The sequence below is a fragment of the Aristophania vespae genome (genome assembly GCF_009906835.1).
Classification (GTDB): Bacteria; Pseudomonadota; Alphaproteobacteria; order Acetobacterales; family Acetobacteraceae; genus Aristophania; species Aristophania vespae.
In genome coordinates, this window is record NZ_CP047652.1 from 927676 (window position 1) to 948523 (window position 20848).

General features: G+C 41.8%; 13 protein-coding genes, 1 pseudogene and 1 CRISPR repeat array. Of the genes and pseudogenes, 8 read left to right on the plus strand and 6 right to left on the minus strand.

The window, feature by feature from the left end:
• Positions 1 to 87 precede the first annotated feature (87 nt).
• The gene (gene ilvD / locus GT348_RS04145) at positions 88 to 1941 is read right to left on the minus strand and encodes a dihydroxy-acid dehydratase (RefSeq protein ID WP_160618641.1); all 1854 of its coding nucleotides are present in this window, start codon (positions 1939 to 1941) and stop codon (positions 88 to 90) included.
• Between the two features lie 146 nt (positions 1942 to 2087).
• Between ilvD and msrA the strand changes: the two genes are divergently transcribed.
• On the plus strand, positions 2088 to 2651 hold the full coding sequence (msrA, locus tag GT348_RS04150) for a peptide-methionine (S)-S-oxide reductase MsrA (RefSeq protein WP_160618642.1): 564 nt from the start codon (positions 2088 to 2090) through the stop codon (positions 2649 to 2651).
• Between the two features lie 52 nt (positions 2652 to 2703).
• On the opposite strand, the gene GT348_RS04155 is transcribed toward msrA, so the two are convergent.
• The 5 genes from GT348_RS04155 to ubiE are packed head-to-tail and all read right to left on the minus strand — an operon-like array spanning position 2704 to position 8107.
• On the minus strand, positions 2704 to 4029 hold the full coding sequence (locus tag GT348_RS04155) for an ABC transporter ATP-binding protein (protein WP_160618643.1): 1326 nt from the start codon (positions 4027 to 4029) through the stop codon (positions 2704 to 2706).
• The gene (locus tag GT348_RS04160; RefSeq protein ID WP_160618644.1) at positions 4026 to 5591 is read right to left on the minus strand and encodes an ABC transporter permease subunit; all 1566 of its coding nucleotides are present in this window, start codon (positions 5589 to 5591) and stop codon (positions 4026 to 4028) included. Before GT348_RS04160 ends, GT348_RS04155 begins: the two co-directional genes overlap by 4 nt.
• Before the next feature lie 48 nt (positions 5592 to 5639).
• Positions 5640 to 6119 carry a dUTP diphosphatase gene (dut, locus tag GT348_RS04165; protein ID WP_160618645.1) on the minus strand — a complete coding sequence of 160 codons (480 nt, stop codon included), beginning with the start codon at positions 6117 to 6119 and terminating at the stop codon, positions 5640 to 5642.
• Between the two features lie 16 nt (positions 6120 to 6135).
• Entirely contained in the window at positions 6136 to 7320 is a 1185-nt protein-coding gene (coaBC, locus tag GT348_RS04170) for a bifunctional phosphopantothenoylcysteine decarboxylase/phosphopantothenate--cysteine ligase CoaBC (protein WP_160618646.1), read from the minus strand.
• Position 7321: 1 nt separating this feature from the next.
• On the minus strand, positions 7322 to 8107 hold the full coding sequence (gene ubiE / locus GT348_RS04175) for a bifunctional demethylmenaquinone methyltransferase/2-methoxy-6-polyprenyl-1,4-benzoquinol methylase UbiE (RefSeq protein ID WP_160618647.1): 786 nt from the start codon (positions 8105 to 8107) through the stop codon (positions 7322 to 7324).
• A gap of 30 nt (positions 8108 to 8137) precedes the next feature.
• Between ubiE and mutM the strand changes: the two genes are divergently transcribed.
• The 7 genes and pseudogenes from mutM (at position 8138) to gyrB (ending at position 20708) form a co-directional block, all read left to right on the plus strand.
• Entirely contained in the window at positions 8138 to 8989 is an 852-nt protein-coding gene (mutM, locus tag GT348_RS04180) for a bifunctional DNA-formamidopyrimidine glycosylase/DNA-(apurinic or apyrimidinic site) lyase (protein ID WP_160618648.1), read from the plus strand.
• 104 nt (positions 8990 to 9093) lie between these two features.
• Complete coding sequence (gene rpsT / locus GT348_RS04185; protein WP_160618649.1) at positions 9094 to 9360, plus strand: 30S ribosomal protein S20; 267 nt, start codon at positions 9094 to 9096, stop codon at positions 9358 to 9360.
• Positions 9361 to 9685: 325 nt separating this feature from the next.
• On the plus strand, positions 9686 to 11113 hold the full coding sequence (dnaA, locus tag GT348_RS04190) for a chromosomal replication initiator protein DnaA (RefSeq protein ID WP_236646609.1): 1428 nt from the start codon (positions 9686 to 9688) through the stop codon (positions 11111 to 11113).
• An 87-nt stretch (positions 11114 to 11200) separates the two neighbouring features.
• Positions 11201 to 12325 carry a DNA polymerase III subunit beta gene (dnaN, locus tag GT348_RS04195; RefSeq protein WP_160618651.1) on the plus strand — a complete coding sequence of 375 codons (1125 nt, stop codon included), beginning with the start codon at positions 11201 to 11203 and terminating at the stop codon, positions 12323 to 12325.
• 21 nt (positions 12326 to 12346) lie between these two features.
• On the plus strand, positions 12347 to 13489 hold the full coding sequence (gene recF, locus GT348_RS04200; RefSeq protein ID WP_160618652.1) for a DNA replication/repair protein RecF: 1143 nt from the start codon (positions 12347 to 12349) through the stop codon (positions 13487 to 13489).
• 257 nt (positions 13490 to 13746) lie between these two features.
• Positions 13747 to 14018: a CRISPR direct-repeat array (repeat unit 28 nt; unit sequence GTGTTCCCCGCGCGTGCGGGGATGAACC).
• Positions 14019 to 16045: 2027 nt separating this feature from the next.
• Positions 16046 to 16462 (plus strand): hypothetical protein, encoded by a 417-nt coding sequence (locus GT348_RS04205; protein ID WP_160618582.1) that lies wholly within the window; start codon positions 16046 to 16048, stop codon positions 16460 to 16462.
• Between the two features lie 1802 nt (positions 16463 to 18264).
• A pseudogene (gene gyrB, locus GT348_RS09620) lies at positions 18265 to 20708 on the plus strand (DNA topoisomerase (ATP-hydrolyzing) subunit B).
• Positions 20709 to 20848 lie beyond the last annotated feature (140 nt).

The window sequence follows — 20848 nt, forward strand, 5'->3', positions numbered from 1 at the left end:
TAAGCCACTAAATTTTAACATTAATGCTAAATTTAGTGGCTTATACTCAGTCAAAATACGCTAAAATATTCTTTCTTCAAAAATATACTAACGCTTTTTAACAATAATCTGACTCAGATCACGAACTGCGCCATGTGCTGCACTTGTGGTCATGGCTGCGTAAGCTTGCAGGGCACGAGACACTTGACGTTCACGTTCTGGCTGCCACGCATTTTTGCCTTTCTGATTCATAATATCACGGCGTGCTGCCAAAATATCTTCAGATACTGAAAGATGAAGGCGGCGTTTTGGAATATCGATTTCGATAATATCACCTTCTTCAACCAGACCAATAAGTCCACCTTCAGCAGCCTCTGGCGAAATATGTCCAACTGAAAGTCCTGAACTTCCGCCAGAAAAACGTCCATCAGTAATAAGGGCACATTCAGCACCTAACCCGATAGATTTTAAATAACTTGTGGGGTAGAGCATCTCCTGCATGCCAGGGCCACCTTTTGGCCCTTCATAACGAATAACAACAACATCTTTGGCAATAATGGATTTTGACAAAATGGCCTTTACAGCATCTTCCTGGCTGTCAAAAACGCGTGCACGTCCGGTAAAATTGAGAATAGATTCATCTACACCGGCTGTTTTAACAATAGCACCATCTTCGGCCAAATTCCCATAAAGAACAGCTAAACCACCATCTTGAGAAAAAGCATGGTCCTTGTCACGAATAACACCATTGGTGCGATCAGTATCTAATTCTTTATAGCGATTTGCCTGAGAAAAAGCCTCGGTGGTACGAACACCACCTGGGGCTGCCTTAAAGCGTTTAACAGCTTCTGGGTTACCATGTGTAATATCCCATTGCTGCAAAGCCTCATCTAAAGAAGAACTATGAACAGAGAATACATCTTTATGGAGTAAACCGGCACGGTCTAATTCTCCCATAATGGCAGGGATGCCACCAGCACGGTGAACATCTTCCATATGCACATTTGCTTTGGCAGGAGAGACTTTGCACAAATTAGGCACTTTACGAGATAAGCGATCAATATCACTCATTGTAAATTCAATTTCAGCCTCATGTGCTGCTGCCAAAAGATGAAGAACCGTATTAGTAGATCCTCCCATGGCGATATCCAGGGTCATGGCATTATCAAAAGCATGACGCGTTGCTATTGATCGTGGCAGTACTTTTATATCATCCTGCTCATAGTAACGTCGTGCCAATGCCACAATTGAACGACCAGCTTCTAAAAATAATTCGCGTCTGTCAGCATGTGTCGCCAGCAAAGACCCATTTCCAGGCAAAGACAGGCCCAAAGCTTCGGTTAAACAATTCATTGAATTGGCAGTGAACATTCCTGAACATGAACCACATGTAGGGCAGGCTGAGCGCTCAATTTGCTCAGATTCAGCTTCTTGTACACGATCATCCGCAGCAGCAACCATTGATGTCACAAGATCAACGGCTTTTTCTATACCATCAATATTAGTGCGCCCTGCTTCCATCGGACCACCAGATACAAAAATAGTTGGAATATTAAGGCGTAAAGACGCCATTAACATGCCCGGAGTAATTTTATCGCAGTTGCTGATACAAATTAAAGCATCAGCACAATGAGCATTAACCATATATTCGACGGAATCAGCAATAAGCTCACGTGAAGGGAGAGAATAGAGCATCCCTCCATGTCCCATGGCGATACCATCATCAATGGCTATAGTGTTAAACTCACGCGCAATACCGCCAGCCTCTTTAACAGAAGACGCAACTAAATCACCAAGATCTTTTAAATGTACATGCCCCGGAACAAATTGCGTGTAAGAGTTTGCAATTGCGATAATGGGCTTGCCAAAATCTCCCTCTTTCATCCCGGTAGCGCGCCAAAGAGCCCGTGCACCGGCCATGTTACGTCCGTGAGTACTGGTGCGTGATCGGTAAGCGGGCATAAAGAACCTCATTCTAAAAGACTATTTTTGGTAATAAAAAACTAAAATTTTACGGTTATCAAGCAATATATGAAAAAATAATATATCACTAGCTATAAACTTATTTTAAGCACATAATTAATATCGTTATCAAAAGGAGATTTATCATGCCTGAGTCTGCGACTAAAAAAGCAAAGACTAAGTCTATAATTTTAGGTGGTGGCTGTTTTTGGTGCGTTGAAGCAATTTTCAATGGCCTTAGAGGTGTAATATCTTCAAATCCTGGTTATGCTGGGGGGCATTTAAAAAATCCTTCTTACGAAGCCGTATGCACTGGTCAGACAGGCCATGCCGAAGTTGTTGAGGTCATGTTTGACCCGCAAGAAATTTCGCTTGAAGATATTTTACGTGTATTTTTTACAACACATGACCCAACCCAGCTTAATCGGCAGGGAAATGACATTGGCACACAATATCGCTCTGTTATATTTGGCGATGAAGAGCAAAAGAAAGTCGCTCAAAAAATTAAAGAAGAAATTGAGGCTGAAAAATTATGGCCCGATCAGATTGTGACATCTATAGAAGGGCCCGCACAGTTTTGGGAAGCCGAAACAAAGCATCACGACTATTTTGCACGTAACCCAGATACGGCCTATTGCGCCGCTGTCGTTGCTCCTAAAGTGGCAAAAGCACGTAAATTATATAGAGATCGTCTTAAAAAAGCAGATTAATTCTTGCCAAAAGCCTTGTTTTCTACTGACAAGGCTTTTGGCAAATATAAAATTAATCTTCATCTTCTAGTAAAAGTCGATCGGATTCTTCATCATAAATGAAAATCCCGGCATAACGCCCCCACGAAATTACAGTGTTTAATGTCTGGCGCGCGTAATTCTCTGACATTGTCTTTTCAAGCAAAGCTCTAATAGGCTCTGCGCTTAAACTATGATTTGAGCGCTCATCAAGAATATTGCGAATATGTCTAAGCAAGGGAAGAGCATGAAGAAGGGCGGTCCTCATAATATCGCGACGCGCATCAGCATCACCTTCAACAAATAACCTACCTCTATGAGTCAGAATTATATCACCATCTTCTAGCTCAGCTAATTCTAAAAGCTGCAATGTTTCACCAAGGGGAAGAAGATCATCCAACGTCATTTGTAAACGTTGGGCTAGTTCGGGTAAGTCAGCATGAGCAGAAAAAGGCTCATTTCCCAAAACCTCAATCAACCCCGCTAAAGTTTCGATTGAAAGATCCGGCAAGGGGATAAAGTTTTCATCTTCAAGCTCTTTGGCCGAATTGTTAGCTGAAATCTCCAAAATTTCAGCTTCAGAAATAGTTGGAGCCCGAGGCGTCATAAGTGAATAAACCTGATCTACAAAAGCCCTGAAAGAAGCATCTTGCCGGTTTCTCGGATGGGCAAAAGGAACAGGAATTTCAAACGAAATTTTCCCCGGGGATGTAGAAAAAAGCAGAATTCGGTCACACATTAAAACAGCCTCTTCTATAGCATGGGTGGCTAAAACCATTGCTTTAAGAGGCTGTAAGCGCCGTTCGCTCCATAATTCAATTAAGTCTGTACGTAAATTTTCTGCACTTAAAAGCTCAAGATTTAAAAAAGGCTCATCTAAAAGAAGCAAATCTGGATTACGAACCAGGGCACGGGCAAGGGCCGTTCTTTGACAAAAGGCCTCTGATAATTCACGGGGGAAAGCGCCTTCATAACCATCAAGATCCATAATTTCAGTAATATGGGCCACACGCTCGTCTTTTTCCTTGGCACTTAAAGAAGTCGCTTCAAGCGCAAGACGAATATTTTCACTAATGGTCAGCCAGGGAAAAAGAGCATCATTTTGCAATACAATTGAAACATGCTCAAAATCTTTAGGTTTAACAGGCCGGTCTTTCCAATAAATTTGCCCTCCAACAGGTTGATCTAACCCGCCCATAATATCTAATAAGCTTGACTTTCCTGAGCCTGAACGCCCAACAAGGCCAAGAATTTCGCCCTCTTTAACAGCTAAACTCACTTTTTCTACAACAACAATATCTTGCACCCGAGACTTACGCGAGGCTTGTGTGCAATCTTCCAAACGAAGAAGAGTTGTCATGAGTGCATCCTAAATCTACGATGAATATGAAAGCAGAGTGGTAATAAAAAGAAAAAAGTTAGCCCGTAAGACAAAGCCGTAACAAAAGCAAAAATACCGAACTGGCTCCAGTAATTGCCTGTTCTAACAGCATTGAGCAAAATAGTACCTAAACCATGCTCCCATAAAAGATGGTGAGACGGAAGCATAATCCCTGTAAGCAATATAAGATTCCATAAGGGATATGAGGCTAATAAACATCCTCTAGCTAAACTTGGCAATAAAAGAGGCAGTTTAACCCGAAACCAGATAACATATTTGCTTAAACGTAACCTATAAGCCATTTCCAGCAATTTATTACGCGTTACATCTTCATCTCTGTAAAAAACACTTTCTCCGTAAGCACCCTGCACCGCCAAGGCTAAGAGGAAAACGCTTGGTAAAAAGCTTCCTAATAAAGGAAATAATATAAAGCAGGGGAAAATTAAGCTGAAATAAGCCCAGTGACGGGCTCTAAAACGGAAATTTCTGGAACTCGTTAACGTTAATCCACCAACCATAACCCATAAGGCAAGGGCTAACCCCAGAGACACAGCCCATAAAATTAAACTTGAAAGGCCATTGAGCAATAAAGGCAAGACCGAGCCCGAGCCCATAGAGAACGCGATAAGTGAAATTAACAGACATAAAATGAATATTGTGAGATTAGACCATGATTTACCAAGCTCACGGGAATAAAGCTCAATATTAGTTAGTTTTATAAGCGAAGATGACAGAACATCATAACGTTTTACACGCTTTAAAAGAGGCTTTACAAATAATCTGTGAAAAAAGGCAACAAAAATAATAGTTGCTGCAGTCGTTTTACAAAAACCAATCAGATCAGATGCTTTAAAAGAAGCCAGAACATGGCCGCCTATACCGCGCTCTCCTGATGCTCCCCAAGAAGAAATAAGCCATTCCGCACCAAGAAATCTAACCCAAAAATTTGGCATGTCCAAAGCAATAGCCCGCGCCATGGCCGGATAAGCTATCGGGATTTGCAATCTCCAAAATTGCTGCCACGGTTTTAAACGTAATGCCCTGGCACTTTTAACCAATAAAGGTGGAATTTGCCCCTCAATATTAAGAACAGCCGCCACACAACGCACGATCAAGCCAGAAGAAGCGATAAGGGCTACAGTCCAAAACCCATTAAAAATAAAAGCAAAAAAACCAACTAACGCTATAGCTGGGATGATAGATAATATTTTAACAAAAAACCGTAATGAAGAACGAAAGAAAGCTGAAAAGGAAGAACAAATAAGGAGGCCCAAAACGACAATAATGGCCGAAAAAAAGGCCACACAAGCTTCTAAAAAGCTTGTGGCACAGTCATACCAAAAAGAATGCTGCCAAAAAAGCGAGAGTTCAGTAAAAGGCCAGGTAATGCCTAAAAAAGGGAGCCAGTAGCGGGCACTAAAAATAATGACCGCAAAAACAGAAAAGACGAGAAAAGCGCCGTTTTTTATACTGCGCTCCCTTATCATGAGATAGTGACCAATTCGCCTTAAATCCGACGAAAAATCTAAAGAACGTCTCATAACATATTTGTAGGTGACCGGCTGATCATTTATCAGGTCTTTCTAAAGTTAAGACCTTTTTAAATGGCCAGTGCTGCCAAACCCTTTCTCACCTCTCTGAGTATCATCCAATGTCTCGCATATTTGCCATGCCAGCCTAACAACTGGAGCTAATATACCTTGGGCGATACGCATTCCCCTTTCAATCGTAAAGGGTTCTGAGCCGCCATTCATAATGATGATACCAATTTCACCGCGATAATCTTCATCAATAGTACCTGGCGTATTAGGTAACATAATTCCATGTTTGAGAGCCAAGCCTGAGCGAGGTCTTATTTGCAGCTCATAACCCGCAGGGATAGCAGCTTTTAAACCAGTGGGAATAACAGTCCTTTCACCAGCCTTGAGGGTTACAGAATCTGTAATTGCGGCAACAAAATCAACGCCAGCAGCACCAGAAGTTGCATAATGAGGAAGATCAAGCCCCTCAAAATGAGGCAGAGTGACTACGTTAACTTTAACAAATGAAGAATTATCGTGACTATCCATATTTATAAAACACCATTTATAACTGACTAAAATAAGCGGAGATTTTCTGCGCCAATCGCGCTGCAATTTCTTTTTTAGTTTGCATAGGCCATGTTTCTATAGCGTGACCATCAAGAATTGATACCTGATTTCGGTCTGATCCAAAAACACCTGCTTTTACATCATTGGCTATTAACCAGTCACATCCTTTTCGCTCTCTCTTTTCCCGAGCATAATCCAAAACATTTTCTGTTTCAGCGGCAAAACCAACAACTAATGCAGGACGCTTTTGATGGCGACAAATTGTGGCTAAAATATCAGGATTTTCAACAAGCTTGAGCTTTGTCAAATCCTGATGACCCTTTTTAAGCTTTTCACTATGTTCCTGCTCTGCACGCCAGTCACTTACCGCGGCAACAGCCACCATACCATCGGCAGGAAGTGCCTTGAGGCACTGATCAAGCATCTCACGTGCTGTAACAACATTAACACGATCTACATGCAAAGGCGTTGCCAAAGAGACAGGCCCACTCACCAAAGTGACTTTTGCCCCTAATTTGGCCAGGGCCTCTGCAATGGCATAACCCTGCAAACCAGAAGAATGGTTAGAAATGTAACGAACTGGGTCAATAGGCTCGCATGTTGGCCCCGCCGTAACAAGAAAATGTTTATTCAAAAGCGGTGCAGGTAGCTTTAAATGGCCCTCTAAAACACAAATAATGTCTTCAATAGGCGATAAACGCCCCAAGCCATAGTCTCCACAGGCCATTTCACCTTCAGCAGGGCCTATGAAATGAACATCTCTTTGCTTTAAAAGCGCTATATTGGCCTGAGTAGCAGGATGCTCCCACATACGGACATTCATGGCCGGCGCTACAAAAATAGGCGCCTTAGCAGCTAATAAAATTGTCGTTGCAAGATCATCTGCCAATCCATGAGCCATACGCGCCAGAAGATTAGCCGTAGCAGGGCAAACCAAAATAGCATCAGCCATACGCGCCAGAGCTATGTGGTTTATTTTACTCTCCTGGCCAGGAGCAAAAAGCTCACTATGAACTTCATTTCCACAAAGAGCTTCTACAGATAATTTGGTGACAAAAGCTTCGGCAGAAGCCGTCATCACCGGAATAATGTCATAACCTTTTTTCTTTAATTGGCGTGCTATTTCCAGCGATTTATAGGCTGCAATCCCACCACCAATGATTAAAAGGATATGCTTCATTTTATAGACGCCATCCTGAATGAATAGCCACAATCCCACCAGATAGATTTTGATATTTTACATTTTCTAATCCAGCCTCACGCATCATATCAGCTAATCTATCCTGATCGGGAAACATGCGAATACTCTCAGCCAAATATTGATAGCTTTCCGAATCTCCAGCAATCATTTTCCCCATTTTTGGCAAAATCTGGAATGACCAGAGATCATAAACAGGGGAGAGGGCTGCTACAGCGACTTTTGAAAACTCTAAACAGCAAAAACGGCCACCAGGCTTTAAAACACGCCTTACCTCACGTAATACAGCATCTTTGTCAGTGCAGTTACGCAAACCAAAAGCTATGGAAACACGGTCAAAAGAAGCATCTGGAAAAGGAAGAGATTCGGCATCAATTTCTTTAACATCGAGTCGATCAATCAACCCTTCTTTAATCGCTCTTTCGCGTCCAACCTCAAGCATGGCAGGGTTGATGTCAGAAAGAATAGCGTGCCCACCACCGCGCTTAAGCCAGCCAAAGGTGATATCACCCGTACCGCCAGCAAGATCAAGCAGCTTCAAATTAGAGCGAGGCGCTAATTCCGTTATAAAAATTCGCTTCCAGATACGATGAATACCAAGCGACATAGCGTCGTTCATGATATCATATTTGCCAGCGACACTCTCAAAAACCTGCCTGACGAGGGGCTTTTTTTCCTCTCGTGGGACATGTTTAAAACCAAAATCCGTCATATCTTCATGAGAAGAAGCGGAAGAGGAGGAAGAATTTGTATGAGCACTATCAATCATAGAACCATCGTTAGCTTATCCTAAGCCATTATGCCAGAATTGCCTGAAGTAGAAACCATAATGCAAGGTTTGGTCCCTGTTTTAAAGGGAAAAACCATCACGCATATTGCTATTAATCGCCCGGATTTACGCAAACCTTTTCCGCCTGGGTTAAAAGAAACGCTTGAAAAACATAGTGTCATTCAACTCAGGCGCCGGGCTAAATATATATTGATAGATTTTAGCAGCGGCCACAGCTTACTTATTCATTTAGGGATGTCAGGGCGAATTTTTATTGATCACCCGCCTTTGCCTCCCAGTTTACGTAAACATGAACATTTTAGCCTGACCACTCAGGATGGCTTAAAAATCGCTCTGATTGACCCACGGCGATTCGGTTTGGTGACTTTTTTTGCCACAGAAAAAGAAAAAACTTTTCCTCTATTAGCTCATTTAGGCTTGGAACCTTTGGAACCAGAAGCCTTAAAAACAGAAATTTTAGCGGCTAAAATAAATCACAAGCGCTCTCCCATAAAATCTATATTGCTGGATCAAAGAATAATCGCTGGTTTAGGTAATATCTATGTATGTGAGGCTCTTTTTCGCGCTTCTATCCACCCCGAACGTTCAGCTTCAAGCCTCAAAGAAACAGAAATCGAAGCCCTTTGTAACGTTATTCCGGTCATTTTGCGCGAAGCACTAGCAGCAGGGGGATCAAGCTTGCGTGATTATGTAAAAACCGATGGGCAAAAAGGAGGGTTTCAAACGTTGCACCAGGTTTATGGTAAAGAGGGAGAACAGTGCCCGTCCTGTCCTGGACTTCCATCTTGCGAAGGTATTAAAAGACTCTTACAATCAGGCCGATCAAGTTTCTATTGCCCATATCACCAGAAATTATTTTAATATTAATGGTTATAACGCACTAAAAAACTTGACGCCTTTCTTCTCAGAGAGTAGATGGCAAGCATTATTGAAGAAACTTTTTCGTAGGAAGACCGGGAAGACACATGGCAAATAACCCTTCGGCTCGCAAACGCATCCGTCAGAACGTACGCCGCCGTTTGCGTAATACAGCTCGGCTATCCCGTATGCGCACTTTCGTGAAAAACGTTGAGAAAGCCATTTTAGCAGGCAATAAAGAAGCTGCTTCTGAAGCACTTCGTCTTGCTCAGCCAGAAATGCAGCGCGCAGCAAGCAAAGGTGTAATTTCTAAAAACACCATTAGCCGCAAAATTTCTCGCCTATCTGCTAAAATTAAAACTTTGGCAGCATAAGGCCCCCAAAAAATGGGTTTTATATGACACGATCTCTCTGTTTTATGAGACGTGTGGCGCGCCCTTTTTAGGGCGCGTTATTTTTGCACGGTTTTTTTTCGTTCTGTCTTAATTAGAGATTAAATCTTAGGCCGCAGAGTAGAGAAGAAGCTTGCGTCTCATGAAGTGTGTGATTAATCATACAAGATGAGAATAAAATAAGAGTCTAGTCAGGCAGTATTTAATTATGTGCCAAAACAGCAATGGGGCTGTTTTGCAAAATATTGTCGCATTTGATCGGGAAGCGGAGAAACAGAAGGTGGAAAAGACACAGTCCCAGGACGTCATGACCTCTTCTGCAAAGTCTCTTTTAGAGGCAGCATGGGCGCGTATACGCGAAAAATTAAAAACTGAAGTTGGTGAAGTCGAATATCGCACATGGCTACGCCAGATTGTGCTTGGCCCGTTAGATGAAAATGAGATCGTACTTTATATGCCGTCCCGCTTTTTGCGTGACTGGGTACGTGAACAATATGGCGAGAGATTGCAAACGCTCTGGCGCCACGAAACACCAATTGTTCAGCGCGTAGAGTTACAGGTCAAAAAAGAGTCTTCCCAAACTCTGGGTGCTGCACCGTCTTCAGAGTCTACAGAAGGCGCACCAGCCTTTATTATAGCGGATGACGATCATGATGGCGCCGTGACAGGTCAGGATTCAAACCTGCTTCATGCCCATGAAGCAAAAAATGACCTAGCAGCACCGCTTGATCCACGCTTTACTTTTGATAGCTTTGTTGTAGGCAAGCCAAATGAGTTTGCCTATGCCTGTGCAAGACGAGTAGCAGAAAAACCTTCTAGCCCCGGTTTTAATCCACTCTTTCTTTATGGCGGAGTAGGGCTGGGTAAAACGCACTTAATGCACGCAATTGGCTCAGAATTAACTAAAACGGGAACTGTCTCTGTTGCCTATATGTCAGCAGAAAAGTTTATGTATCGTTTTATTGCATCAATTCGGTCGCAATCAACAATGGAGTTTAAAGAACAGCTCCGTTCGGTTGATGTGCTCATGATTGATGACCTGCAATTCCTTATTGGAAAAGATAATACCCAAGAGGAATTTTTCCACACCTTTAATGCATTGGTCGATGCAGGTCGACAAATTATCGTGAGTGCTGACAAAAGCCCTTCTGACCTTTCAGGACTAGAAGACAGACTGCGCACAAGGCTGGGTTGTGGTATGGTGGCCGATATCCATGCCACAACATTTGAATTGCGCCTATCTATTTTAGAAGCAAAAGCGCGGGCTTCTGGCACGCCTGTTCCCAGTAAGGTGCTGGAATATCTAGCACATAAAATTACGTCAAATGTTCGGGAGCTAGAAGGGGCTTTAAATAGACTTATTGCCCATGCAGATCTTGTAAACCGGCCAGTTACCCTGGAATCTACGCAAGATGTGCTTAAAGATATGCTTAAAGCACATGAGCGCCGCGTAACAATTGATGAAATTCAACGCAAAGTTGCAGAACATTGGAATATCAGACTGACTGATATGTCTTCTGCACGGCGGGCCCGTGCTGTTGCGCGTCCACGACAAGTTGCCATGTATTTAGCCAAAAATCTTACAAGCCGCAGCTTGCCAGAAATTGGACGTAAATTTGGTAATCGAGATCATACAACAGTAATGCATGCTGTAGCCCGTGTTGCAGAACTTATGGAACAAGATCCTTCTTTTGCAGAGAGTGTAGAGCTTTTAAAACGCATGCTTGAGAGTTAAAGCTAGTTTCTGGACAAATATTTCCATATTACTTAAGATCTGCTATGATTTCGGAATAAAAATTTTGCGTAAGGACTTGGGATAAAGATGAGATTCAAGGCTGACCGTGCACCATTGCTCCGTGCACTTGCCCACATCCACGGTGTTGCCGAAAAGCGTAATACCATACCCATTCTCGCCAATGTTTTGCTAAATTACGATGGTAACACCCTCAAATTAACCGGCACAGACATGGAAATTGCCGTTGTTGAGGAAATTCCCGCCCCTGGTGGTGAAAAGGGATCAACCACTGTTCCGGCATCTGTTCTTTTTGAAATTGTGCGCAAATTGCCAGATAGTGAGTCCATCGAATTTACACAGGGCGAAACTGACACACCCTTGACCTTAAGAGCAGGACATTATGCGACTGAGCTTAATGTCCTTCCAATAGATGATTTTCCTGCCATGGTTGCAGGAGAATTACCGCATAATTTTAAAATTCCCGTTTTGGCCTTACGGTCTCTCATTGATCGCACAAAATTTGCGATGTCCAATGAAGAAACACGTTATTATCTAAATGGCATTTATCTGCACGTTAAAGATGATAACGGCACAAAAAAACTTCGCTCCGTTGCAACAGATGGCCATAGATTGGCACTTGTTGATGCTGAGTTACCTGAAGGGGCAAGCACCATCCCCGGTGTTATTATCCCTCGTAAAACAGTGACAGAACTCAGAAAACTTCTGGACGAAAATGATGCAGAAGTGGAAGTAGCACTTTCTGACACACGCATTCAGTTTAAAGTCTCTTCCGTGCTTCTTACATCTAAACTCATAGATGGTAATTTTCCAGAATATGAGCGCGTCATACCAAAAGATAATAAACGCTGCCTTCGTATTTCAAAGCAAGCTCTGGCCTCTGCTGTTGGCCGTGTTGCGGCCATTAGTCAGGAACGCTCACGCCCTATCAAATTAACTTTAGGGCAAAATCGCCTTACTCTTTCTGCTACCAGCCCAGATCAGGGCATTGCGCAGGAAGAATTGGGTGAAAATAGCGTCACTTACAATTCCGAACCATTGGAAATTGGCTTCCAGGCACGTTATTTAACTGACATAACAGACCAAATTGATGCAGAGGCCGAGTTCTCATTTGCTGATAACGCCTCTCCAACACTTATTCAGGATACGCAGCATTTATCAGCACTTTTTGTGCTGATGCCAATTCGCGTATAACTTACTCTTTATGAGAGACTATTGAGGCTTAAACGTCTTACCTTAACTGACTTTCGCAATTATGAAAGATGCGTATGGGAGCCTAAAGCTCCCATCGCTGTCCTTACAGGCGAGAATGGAAGCGGGAAGACAAACCTCTTAGAGGCTATTTCGCTTTTATCTCCCGGGCGGGGGTTGCGTAACGCGCCTTTAAACCAATTTTACCGACAAAATGCGCCGCACTCTCAAACAGTACAATGGGGCATTGCAGCACAGCTTGAAAATAGGGGGCAAGAATTTTCGCTCTCAACTGGCTCTCAACCGCGTGCCACAACGCAGCTTTCACACACTAAAAATGCCAGACGTGTTTTTTTAATTGATGGTGAAGCCAAACGGAACCAAAGCGAAATAGCCGCAATAGCCAGATGCGTTTGGCTAACGCCTCAAATGGACCGCTTATTTACAGAAACAACCTCTGGGCGAAGACGCTTTTTTGACAGGCTTGTAATGGGCTTATACCCTGACCATGCCTCTCAAATGGCCGCACATGAGCGTTCTGTTATGAGCCGGAACCGACTATTAACAACGCCTCATCCCGATGCGCTATGGCTTAATTCTATTGAGGAATCAATAAGCCGCCATGCCGTTGCGGCTACGGCAGCACGCATGTCCTTTATAGAACGCATGAATGGTCTCTCTCTTTTTGAAAAAGACTTTCCCTGCACAAATATCATTATTCATTGCGAAATTGCAGCACTTTTAAAAAATCATCCTGCTTTATATGTTGAGGACTGGTTACGTGAGCAGCTAAAAACCTCACGCGAGACAGATGCCGAAAAAGCTTCAACCTCGTACGGGGTTCATAAAAGCGACTTTTCATTAATTGACAGAGCAACAAAGCGATCTGCTGCATTATCCAGCTCTGGACAACAAAAATTAATGCTTCTTGGCGTTATTTTACATCAAGCTTTGTTAGTGCATGAAACATGGGGAACAATGCCTTTTCTCTTGCTTGATGAACCTTTGGTGCATTTGGATAAAAGCAAAAGAGGCGCTTTGCTCACCACGCTCACTCACCTAAAAAGCAACGTCTTTTTAACCGGCACTGAATATGAAAATTTTGAGCCAATAAAATCACAAGCCGCATTTTACACCGTTAAAAATGGTTTTATTCAGTCTCGATAAGATATTTATCGCTGCTCTAACCCCCTTAAAAATTAAAGGGAAAATTAGCTTTTTCACCCCCTTAGCCTTTGCAAAATTCAGACTCATCTTACGAACTTAATTTTTTAAAACTCACTTCGTTAAGAAGAAATTTCAACTTTCTTTATAGCTGATAACAGCCTTAATCCTGCAAAATATCTGCCTTAAAAACAGGCAAAATAATCGGTAACTTTCTTGACAAGGAATTTCCCTTTATATAACAATAATTTCCAGCAAGAGTGTTCCCCGCGCGTGCGGGGATGAACCGGGTAACGATCAGGAGCGCGGGAGTTTGTAGAGGTGTTCCCCGCGCGTGCGGGGATGAACCTTTCTGTGCCAATAGTGATGCGTTGTATTGAGCGTGTTCCCCGCGCGTGCGGGGATGAACCACTGACACTAGACGCAACGGAAGACGCGCTCTGGTGTTCCCCGCGCGTGCGGGGATGAACCTTTAATCCGTTTTTCTCCCGGTAATCCTCAAAAGTGTTCCTCGCGCATGCGGGGATGAACCAAACTCATTGCTGGTTACGCGTCCACAACTGGCATGTTTTTCGCTTATGCGATGATGAATCTTTTTCACTGGAAAATGGGTTAAATCCCTCATCATGTTCTAAATTACCATTTTTATTTTGCTATACATAAACAAGTTTCATAGTTTGAACAAACAGACCACGAGCAGAGTGGCCTAAAGAAGCTGCTATAATTTATGTCTGACAAAATATTTTTTAAATCTCGCAAAAAACAAAGGTAAATAGCTATTTTTATGGCCATAATTTAATGGCCTTATGTGTAATGAAAAGCACAAAGCACAAAGCACAAAGCACAAAGCACAAAGCACAAAGCACAAAGCACAAAGCACAAAGCACAAAGCACAAGAATAAAATGCTTAAAACTAATTAAAAGCAACAAATTACTGAAAAGCAGCTACAAAAAAGCTTCTGAAAAACAACTCTAAATCACATTTTTTTGCACTAAAAGAATCAGCCAAAACTAAACTGTTGCCCGCACATTTTGCAGAGCCATTTACCTGCCTGACAAAACCATCTTTCACGTTTCAAATCAGGAAACGAAGTAGCACTTTGAGCTAGCGAAAATAATACCAGCTTTTAAAAAGAACTACCCTAAACCTAGCTGTTGACCGCACATTTTGCGGGGCTATTTACCCGCCTGACAAAACCATCTTCCACGTTTCAAATCAGGAAACGAAGCAGCACTTTGATCTAGCAAAATTATTACCAGCTCTAAAAAGAATTAGCCTTAACTTAGCTGTTAATTGCACATTTTGCAGAGCCATTTACCTGCTTGGAAAAACTAACCTCCACGTTTCAAATCAGGAAACGAAGCAGTGCATTGAGCTAGCGAAAATAATACCAGCTCTAAAAGAGCTACCCTAAACTCACCTGTTAACCGCACATTTTGCAGGGCTATTTACCCACCTGACAAAACCATCTTCCACGTTCCAAATCAGGAAACGAAGTAGCACTTTGAGCTAGCGAAATTACTACCAGCTCTAAAAAGAACTACCCTAAACCTAGCTGTTGACCGCACATTTTGCGGGGCTATTTACCCGCCTGACAAAACCATCTTTCACGTTTCAAATCAGGAAACGAAGCAGCACTTTGATCTAGCAAAATTATTACCAGCTCTAAAAAGAGCTACCCTAAACTCACCTGTTGACCGCATATTTTGCAGGGCTATTTACTCGCTTAATAAAACTAACCTCCACGTTCCAAATCAGGAAACAACGCAGCGCATTGAGCTAGCAAAATTATTACCAGCTTTAAAAAGAACTGGCCTAAACTTAGCTGTTAATTGCACATTTTGCAGGGCCATTTACCTGCCTGATAAAACTAACTCACACGTTCCAAATCAAAAAATAACGCAGCACTTTGACCTAGCAAAAATTATTACTAGCTTTATTGGGCCAGAATAATTTTTGAATTTTTTATAAAACAAAAATGGAATATTCATTTGATGGCGATGATTTATGAGTCATTTTCAAAAGAAAACCCCAAAAGAGGGAGTTTTCAAAACAAGCGATAATTAATTACGAAAAATTCAGCCTCCAAAATTGGAGCTGCAAAAAACAAAACACTAAAAAGTGATATTCAAAAAACAGCAAAAAACAGACCCGAGTACATCATTCATAAAAAAATGAGAATTTTATAAAACACAAAAAACAGGCAGCTTAACATTGGCAACATCAAAGCTTTTTTAGACATATTTGTTCTTGAAATAAAAAAGACTTGGGCTGTGTAGGGGGTGTTTTTGAGGTGTTTTATAATGTGGTTTTTATCTGCCATGCCGAGTTAATTTTTTGCACGAATCGGTATGTTTTTGGATGTTTAGCAAATTTTTAATAATGACCGCTAAGTATAATTCTAATAAAAATAATTTATGATTTGTTAATTTTAAAAAGAAAAAACGCTCTTGACGGATATGAAGTAATAGTTCTATCCAAAAAGCAGGCCGCAAGAGTGTTGACGCACTCAAGCGGCCCTAACCGCAACCGTCCTTTGGAATAGAAAGGAACTGGCCATGGCTAACCCTGGTGGTAGCATGTCTTATAGTGTCATTTCTAGTGGCTTTTCACCATTAGAACGCTATTCATCACAATTTTACGATGCCCCTGCAAATTTATTTTCCTATTACGTAACAATTTATATTAAGACACGCATCTACTTCCGAACGAAAAAAGAGGTTTTAGAAAGGCGCTATGGTCGCGGCGCAATCTCTTTATTTCGGTTTCTTCGGAAGTCAGACATAATCCCACATTCATCTTTTTCAACTCATGGTTGTAAAATGGCAAGCCACTTTACCAAACTCGCTGTTCAAGCCATTAGCGCAGGCTCGTTTGGTGTTTGGCAAGACTCTTATAGAAGGCTCTACTTCTCTAAGATTTTTGAGCCATTTAAGGCCTATGAGCAAAAAAAGATGATGAAAGGAATTTCATAAGATAAGGCGGTTATCGTAAAATTGGGCCATGAGAGATAGTCTCTCTCATGGTCTGGGTTGCTGATAAACGCCTTATCTGGACTGAAAAATCATTCTGAATTGAAAAAGAATGATGCCGTTTTTTAAGACAAATTTTTCTCAAAATTAAAGTGGTTTTCAACCACCACAAAAATTATCACTATTACTGCTCAGTAATACGTCAGCTTTGAAAAAATGTTTAGCTTTTCACGTTAGGTGTGAGTTTCGCTAAGCTTGAACGAGTGAATACGAAGTTAGAACCATATATTTCTTATAGCTGAGATAGTTCTTAGATATAAAAAAATCACCATCGCTTTTTAACCCGAGTGGTCTTCGAAAAAAGCGTTAGCTTTGGCGAAGTAAGTTTAGATTTTGCAAAGCTTGAGCGGGTGAAAAAAGCTATTTTACACCTTTTATTTTTTTACTAAATTAAACTAGTAATAAATATTCTATTACACTAAATAAAAAAGTTTTTTTACAATGTAAAATGTGGAATGCGTTTCATGTAAAAATTTTATTTTAATATAGGTTAATATCACGCTGTTTTTTACAGTAGAGAATTCTAATTTAACGAAGTTAAGTCATTTAAAATAAGGAATTTTGAGCAGAATAACAGTTTTTTCCTTTATGTAGTCTGTGTTGACACTAAAAGGCTAAAATAAAAGATCGATGATAAAAAATTATATTTATAAAAAAGAATTATCCTAAACTTCCATAACTGGCTCTTTTTGTTTTTATATGCCGATAAAAGAAACAATGTCAGCGCGTGAGGCAAGAGCTAAGACAAATTGAGTAATTAGCGGCTATAGAAGTTCCACGATGTTTTATATCTAAAATGAAATGCGGCCCATTTAATGGGAAGTGGGATATAAGATGTAAGATATGGGATATACTGGTTATCCGACCTCCTATGAGACCGGCTCCAATTATTGGAGCTTTGAGGATAGCAGTTCTAAAATTTAAGCGACTATAGAGTATGGATTCCAAAGAAATTGAGGTGGCAGGGCTTCTGGTAATTTGGTTAATCTCATTTTAGCCCAGGAGCGTTGCGATTTGGTTTTGGCTTTTATTAAAGCAATGCACAAGCAAGGTAAGGGTATAAGGGTATAAGGGTATAAGGGTATAAGGGTATAAGGGTATAAGGGTATAAGGGTATAAGGGTATAAGGGTATAAGGGTATAAGGGTATAAGGGTATAAGGGTATAAGGGTATAAGGGTATAAGGGTATAAGGGTATAAGGGTATAAGGGTATAAGGGTATAAGGGTATAAGGGTATAAGGGTATAAGGGTATAAGGGTATAAGGGTATAAGGGTATAAGGGTATAAGGGTATAAGGGTATAAGGGTAAGGCAATAGGTGAAAAAGCTTTTTAATCAAAAATAATATTATTTCTTTTAAATAAAAATAAAGTACTAGAAACGTCTTTGTGAAAATGCTAACAATATTGTTAGCCGCAATGATATATATATTTAAAATCGAGAGAAGATTGCGGTTAGGGCCGCTTGAGTGTTGCTGCACTCTTGCAGGCCTGTTTTTTATAAATTTATTGCTTAATAGTCAGTGAGTGGCTAATGCTTTTTTCTCTTACCTGATTTTAAAAATATTTTTACTAGGGCCATATTTGCCGACATCATGGCGGCTTTGTCATACTGACAGGCCAAATGAGACATTAAGTTGCGTTATGAAAGCCGGCTTAATTAAGCGGGCGAACAGACTGGCTAAAATATAAAAATCACTCTATATTGAGCGTAATTTTTGGACCGTTATTGGAGTGATGCGCAGGCATGACAGAAACGCAAAATCAGCCAGGAAACTCTTCCAACAATGAAGAGGATTACGGAGCTTCCTCCATATCTGTATTAAAAGGATTAGATGCCGTTCGTAAAAGACCAGGCATGTATATCGGTGATACAGATGATGGTTCTGGCCTTCATCACATGGTGTTCGAAATTATTGATAATGCCGTTGACGAAGCACAGGCTGGCTTTGCGACCTATTGCATTTTAACCTTAAACGAAGATGGGTCTGTCTCGGTAAGAGATAATGGGCGCGGTATTCCTACAGATTTGCACGAAGAAGAGGGGATTAGTGCTGCCGAAGTTGTGCTGACCAAACTTCATGCAGGCGGTAAATTTAACCAAAACTCCTATAAGGTTTCGGGCGGTTTGCACGGTGTTGGTGCCGCTGTGGTGAATGCTCTGTCTGAATGGATGGAAGTACGCATTTGGCGCCAGGGTAAAGAGCATTTTATTCGCTTTCAGCATGGTGAGCGCGTTGCTCCACTGTCTGTTATTGGTGAATCAGAAGAAGAGCGGGGCACATTAGTCACGTTTTTGCCAAGTACTGGCACTTTTACAAAAACAAAATTTGAGCTTTCTATTTTAGAACGCCGGGTAAGGGAGCTTGCTTTCCTCAACTCCGGTATGAAAATTATTTTACGCGATGAGCGTACGAGTGAGCCTAAGGAAATTACCTTCCACTATGAAGGCGGTTTGAGTGCTTTTGTCGAATATCTCGATAGCTCAAAAAATTCACTGATTGCGGCGCCTATTACTGGTGAAGTTGATGAGCCTAATAGCGGCATCAAGGTAGAATTTGCTCTTTCCTGGAATGATAGTTTCCATGAAACTATGCTTTGCTTTACCAATAATATTCCCCAGCGTGATGGGGGGCTCACTTAGCTGGTTTTAGGCAAGCTCTTACGCGCGCCGTGGGTAAATATGCTTCGGAAAATTTTAAGAAAGAATCAGCTAATCTGACTGGTGAAGATATGAGAGAGGGCATGACGGCTGTTCTTTCAGTCAAAGTACCCGATCCCAAATTCTCTTCTCAGACCAAAGATAAGCTTGTTTCATCAGAAGTGCAGCCTGTTGTGCATTCTGTCGTGGCTGATGTGATTAACCACTGGTTTGAAACACACCCCAAAGAAGCACGTTCTATTGTTTCTAAAGTTATAGATGCTGCAAGTGCGCGTGAAGCAGCCCGTAAGGCACGTGAGTTAACACGGCGCAAAGGTGTGCTGGATGTTTCATCTCTGCCAGGTAAGTTAGCCGACTGCCAAGAACGCGATGCCTCTAAAGCAGAAATTTTTATTGTTGAGGGAGATTCGGCAGGGGGTACAGCCAAGCAGGGGCGTGATAGACGCTTTCAGGCTATTTTGCCTTTGAGGGGTAAAATTCTCAATGTGGAGCGCGCCCGTTTTGACCGTATGCTTGGCTCTGCTGAAATCGGCACGCTCATTACAGCTTTAGGAACAGGTATTGGTCGTGGCGAGGTAGATCAGGGCGGTTTTAGTGCTGAAAAACTGCGCTATCATAAGATTGTCATCATGACAGATGCTGACGTTGATGGCTCTCATATTCGCACATTGCTTTTGACATTCTTCTTTAGGCAAATGCCTGAACTCATTGAGCAAGGTTATTTATATATTGCTCAGCCGCCATTATATCGTGCAAAACGTGGGCAGGAAGAGCGTTATCTTAAAGATGATGCCGCATTAGAAGAGTATTTGTTTGATAAAGCGCTCAATAATGCAAAACTCACCTACCATAATGACCACGTTTTAGAAGGTGAGGCCCTAAAAGAAGAAGCCCAGCGCCTTTCTATTATTGCTCATGACATACAGGCTCTTTCTTCGCGAATTCCGCTGTGGATTGTGGAGCAGGCCGCTAATGCGGGTGTATTATCGACCGATCTGCAAAAGCGTGAGGCCCATATTCAGGACTTCCAAAAAAGGCTTGATGAGCATTCGACAGAAAATGAGCGTGGCTGGAAAGTTACGACAGATGAGCATAGCCTGACATGTGCGCGTTCTGTCAGGGGCGTGGGTGAAATTTACAACTTTGAGGCTTCTTTCCTCCGTTCTACAGAGGCTAGACGTTTGGCCTCTCAATATGAACATCTTGCCGAATTATTTGAAAAGCCAGCAATACTCTCTATGGATTCCAAAGAGGTTGAGGTAGCAGGGCCTGGTAATTTGGTTAATCTCATTTTAGCCCAGGGGCGCCGCGGTCTGACCTTCAACCGCTTTAAAGGCCTTGGTGAAATGAATGATGAACAGCTTTGGCATACAACCTTGGATCCTTCCACACGCACCTTATTACAGGTTAAAATTGGCGACCTTGAAGAAGCGGGGCAGGTTTTCTCTACCCTTATGGGTGATGTTGTTGAACCAAGACGCGAATTTATTGTCGATAATGCGTTAAAGGTTGCTAATCTTGACGTTTAAGCCACAGCATTAGGGTTTAACTAGTTCGATACCAAAAAACATGCTCTGTGAGACAATGTCAAAAGGACTAATGGAAGAGCTTAATAAAGTTCTGAAATTAGGCCTGTTAGGCTGTTATCTTGCGGAGCCTTTTATAGATT

What these genes read in the sequence shown, in the direction of transcription:
- GT348_RS04155 (WP_160618643.1), bottom strand. Translation starts at nt 4,029, where the DNA reads ATGACAACTCTTCTTCGTTTGGAAGATTGCACACAAGCCTCGCGTAAG.
- ilvD (WP_160618641.1), bottom strand. Translation starts at nt 1,941, where the DNA reads ATGCCCGCTTACCGATCACGCACCAGTACTCACGGACGTAACATGGCC.
- dut (WP_160618645.1), bottom strand. Translation starts at nt 6,119, where the DNA reads ATGGATAGTCACGATAATTCTTCATTTGTTAAAGTTAACGTAGTCACT.
- rpsT (WP_160618649.1), top strand. Translation starts at nt 9,094, where the DNA reads ATGGCAAATAACCCTTCGGCTCGCAAACGCATCCGTCAGAACGTACGC.
- GT348_RS04160 (WP_160618644.1), bottom strand. Translation starts at nt 5,591, where the DNA reads ATGAGACGTTCTTTAGATTTTTCGTCGGATTTAAGGCGAATTGGTCAC.
- dnaA (WP_236646609.1), top strand. Translation starts at nt 9,686, where the DNA reads ATGACCTCTTCTGCAAAGTCTCTTTTAGAGGCAGCATGGGCGCGTATA.
- mutM (WP_160618648.1), top strand. Translation starts at nt 8,138, where the DNA reads ATGCCAGAATTGCCTGAAGTAGAAACCATAATGCAAGGTTTGGTCCCT.
- GT348_RS04205 (WP_160618582.1), top strand. Translation starts at nt 16,046, where the DNA reads ATGGCTAACCCTGGTGGTAGCATGTCTTATAGTGTCATTTCTAGTGGC.
- msrA (WP_160618642.1), top strand. Translation starts at nt 2,088, where the DNA reads ATGCCTGAGTCTGCGACTAAAAAAGCAAAGACTAAGTCTATAATTTTA.
- ubiE (WP_160618647.1), bottom strand. Translation starts at nt 8,107, where the DNA reads ATGATTGATAGTGCTCATACAAATTCTTCCTCCTCTTCCGCTTCTTCT.
- coaBC (WP_160618646.1), bottom strand. Translation starts at nt 7,320, where the DNA reads ATGAAGCATATCCTTTTAATCATTGGTGGTGGGATTGCAGCCTATAAA.
- dnaN (WP_160618651.1), top strand. Translation starts at nt 11,201, where the DNA reads ATGAGATTCAAGGCTGACCGTGCACCATTGCTCCGTGCACTTGCCCAC.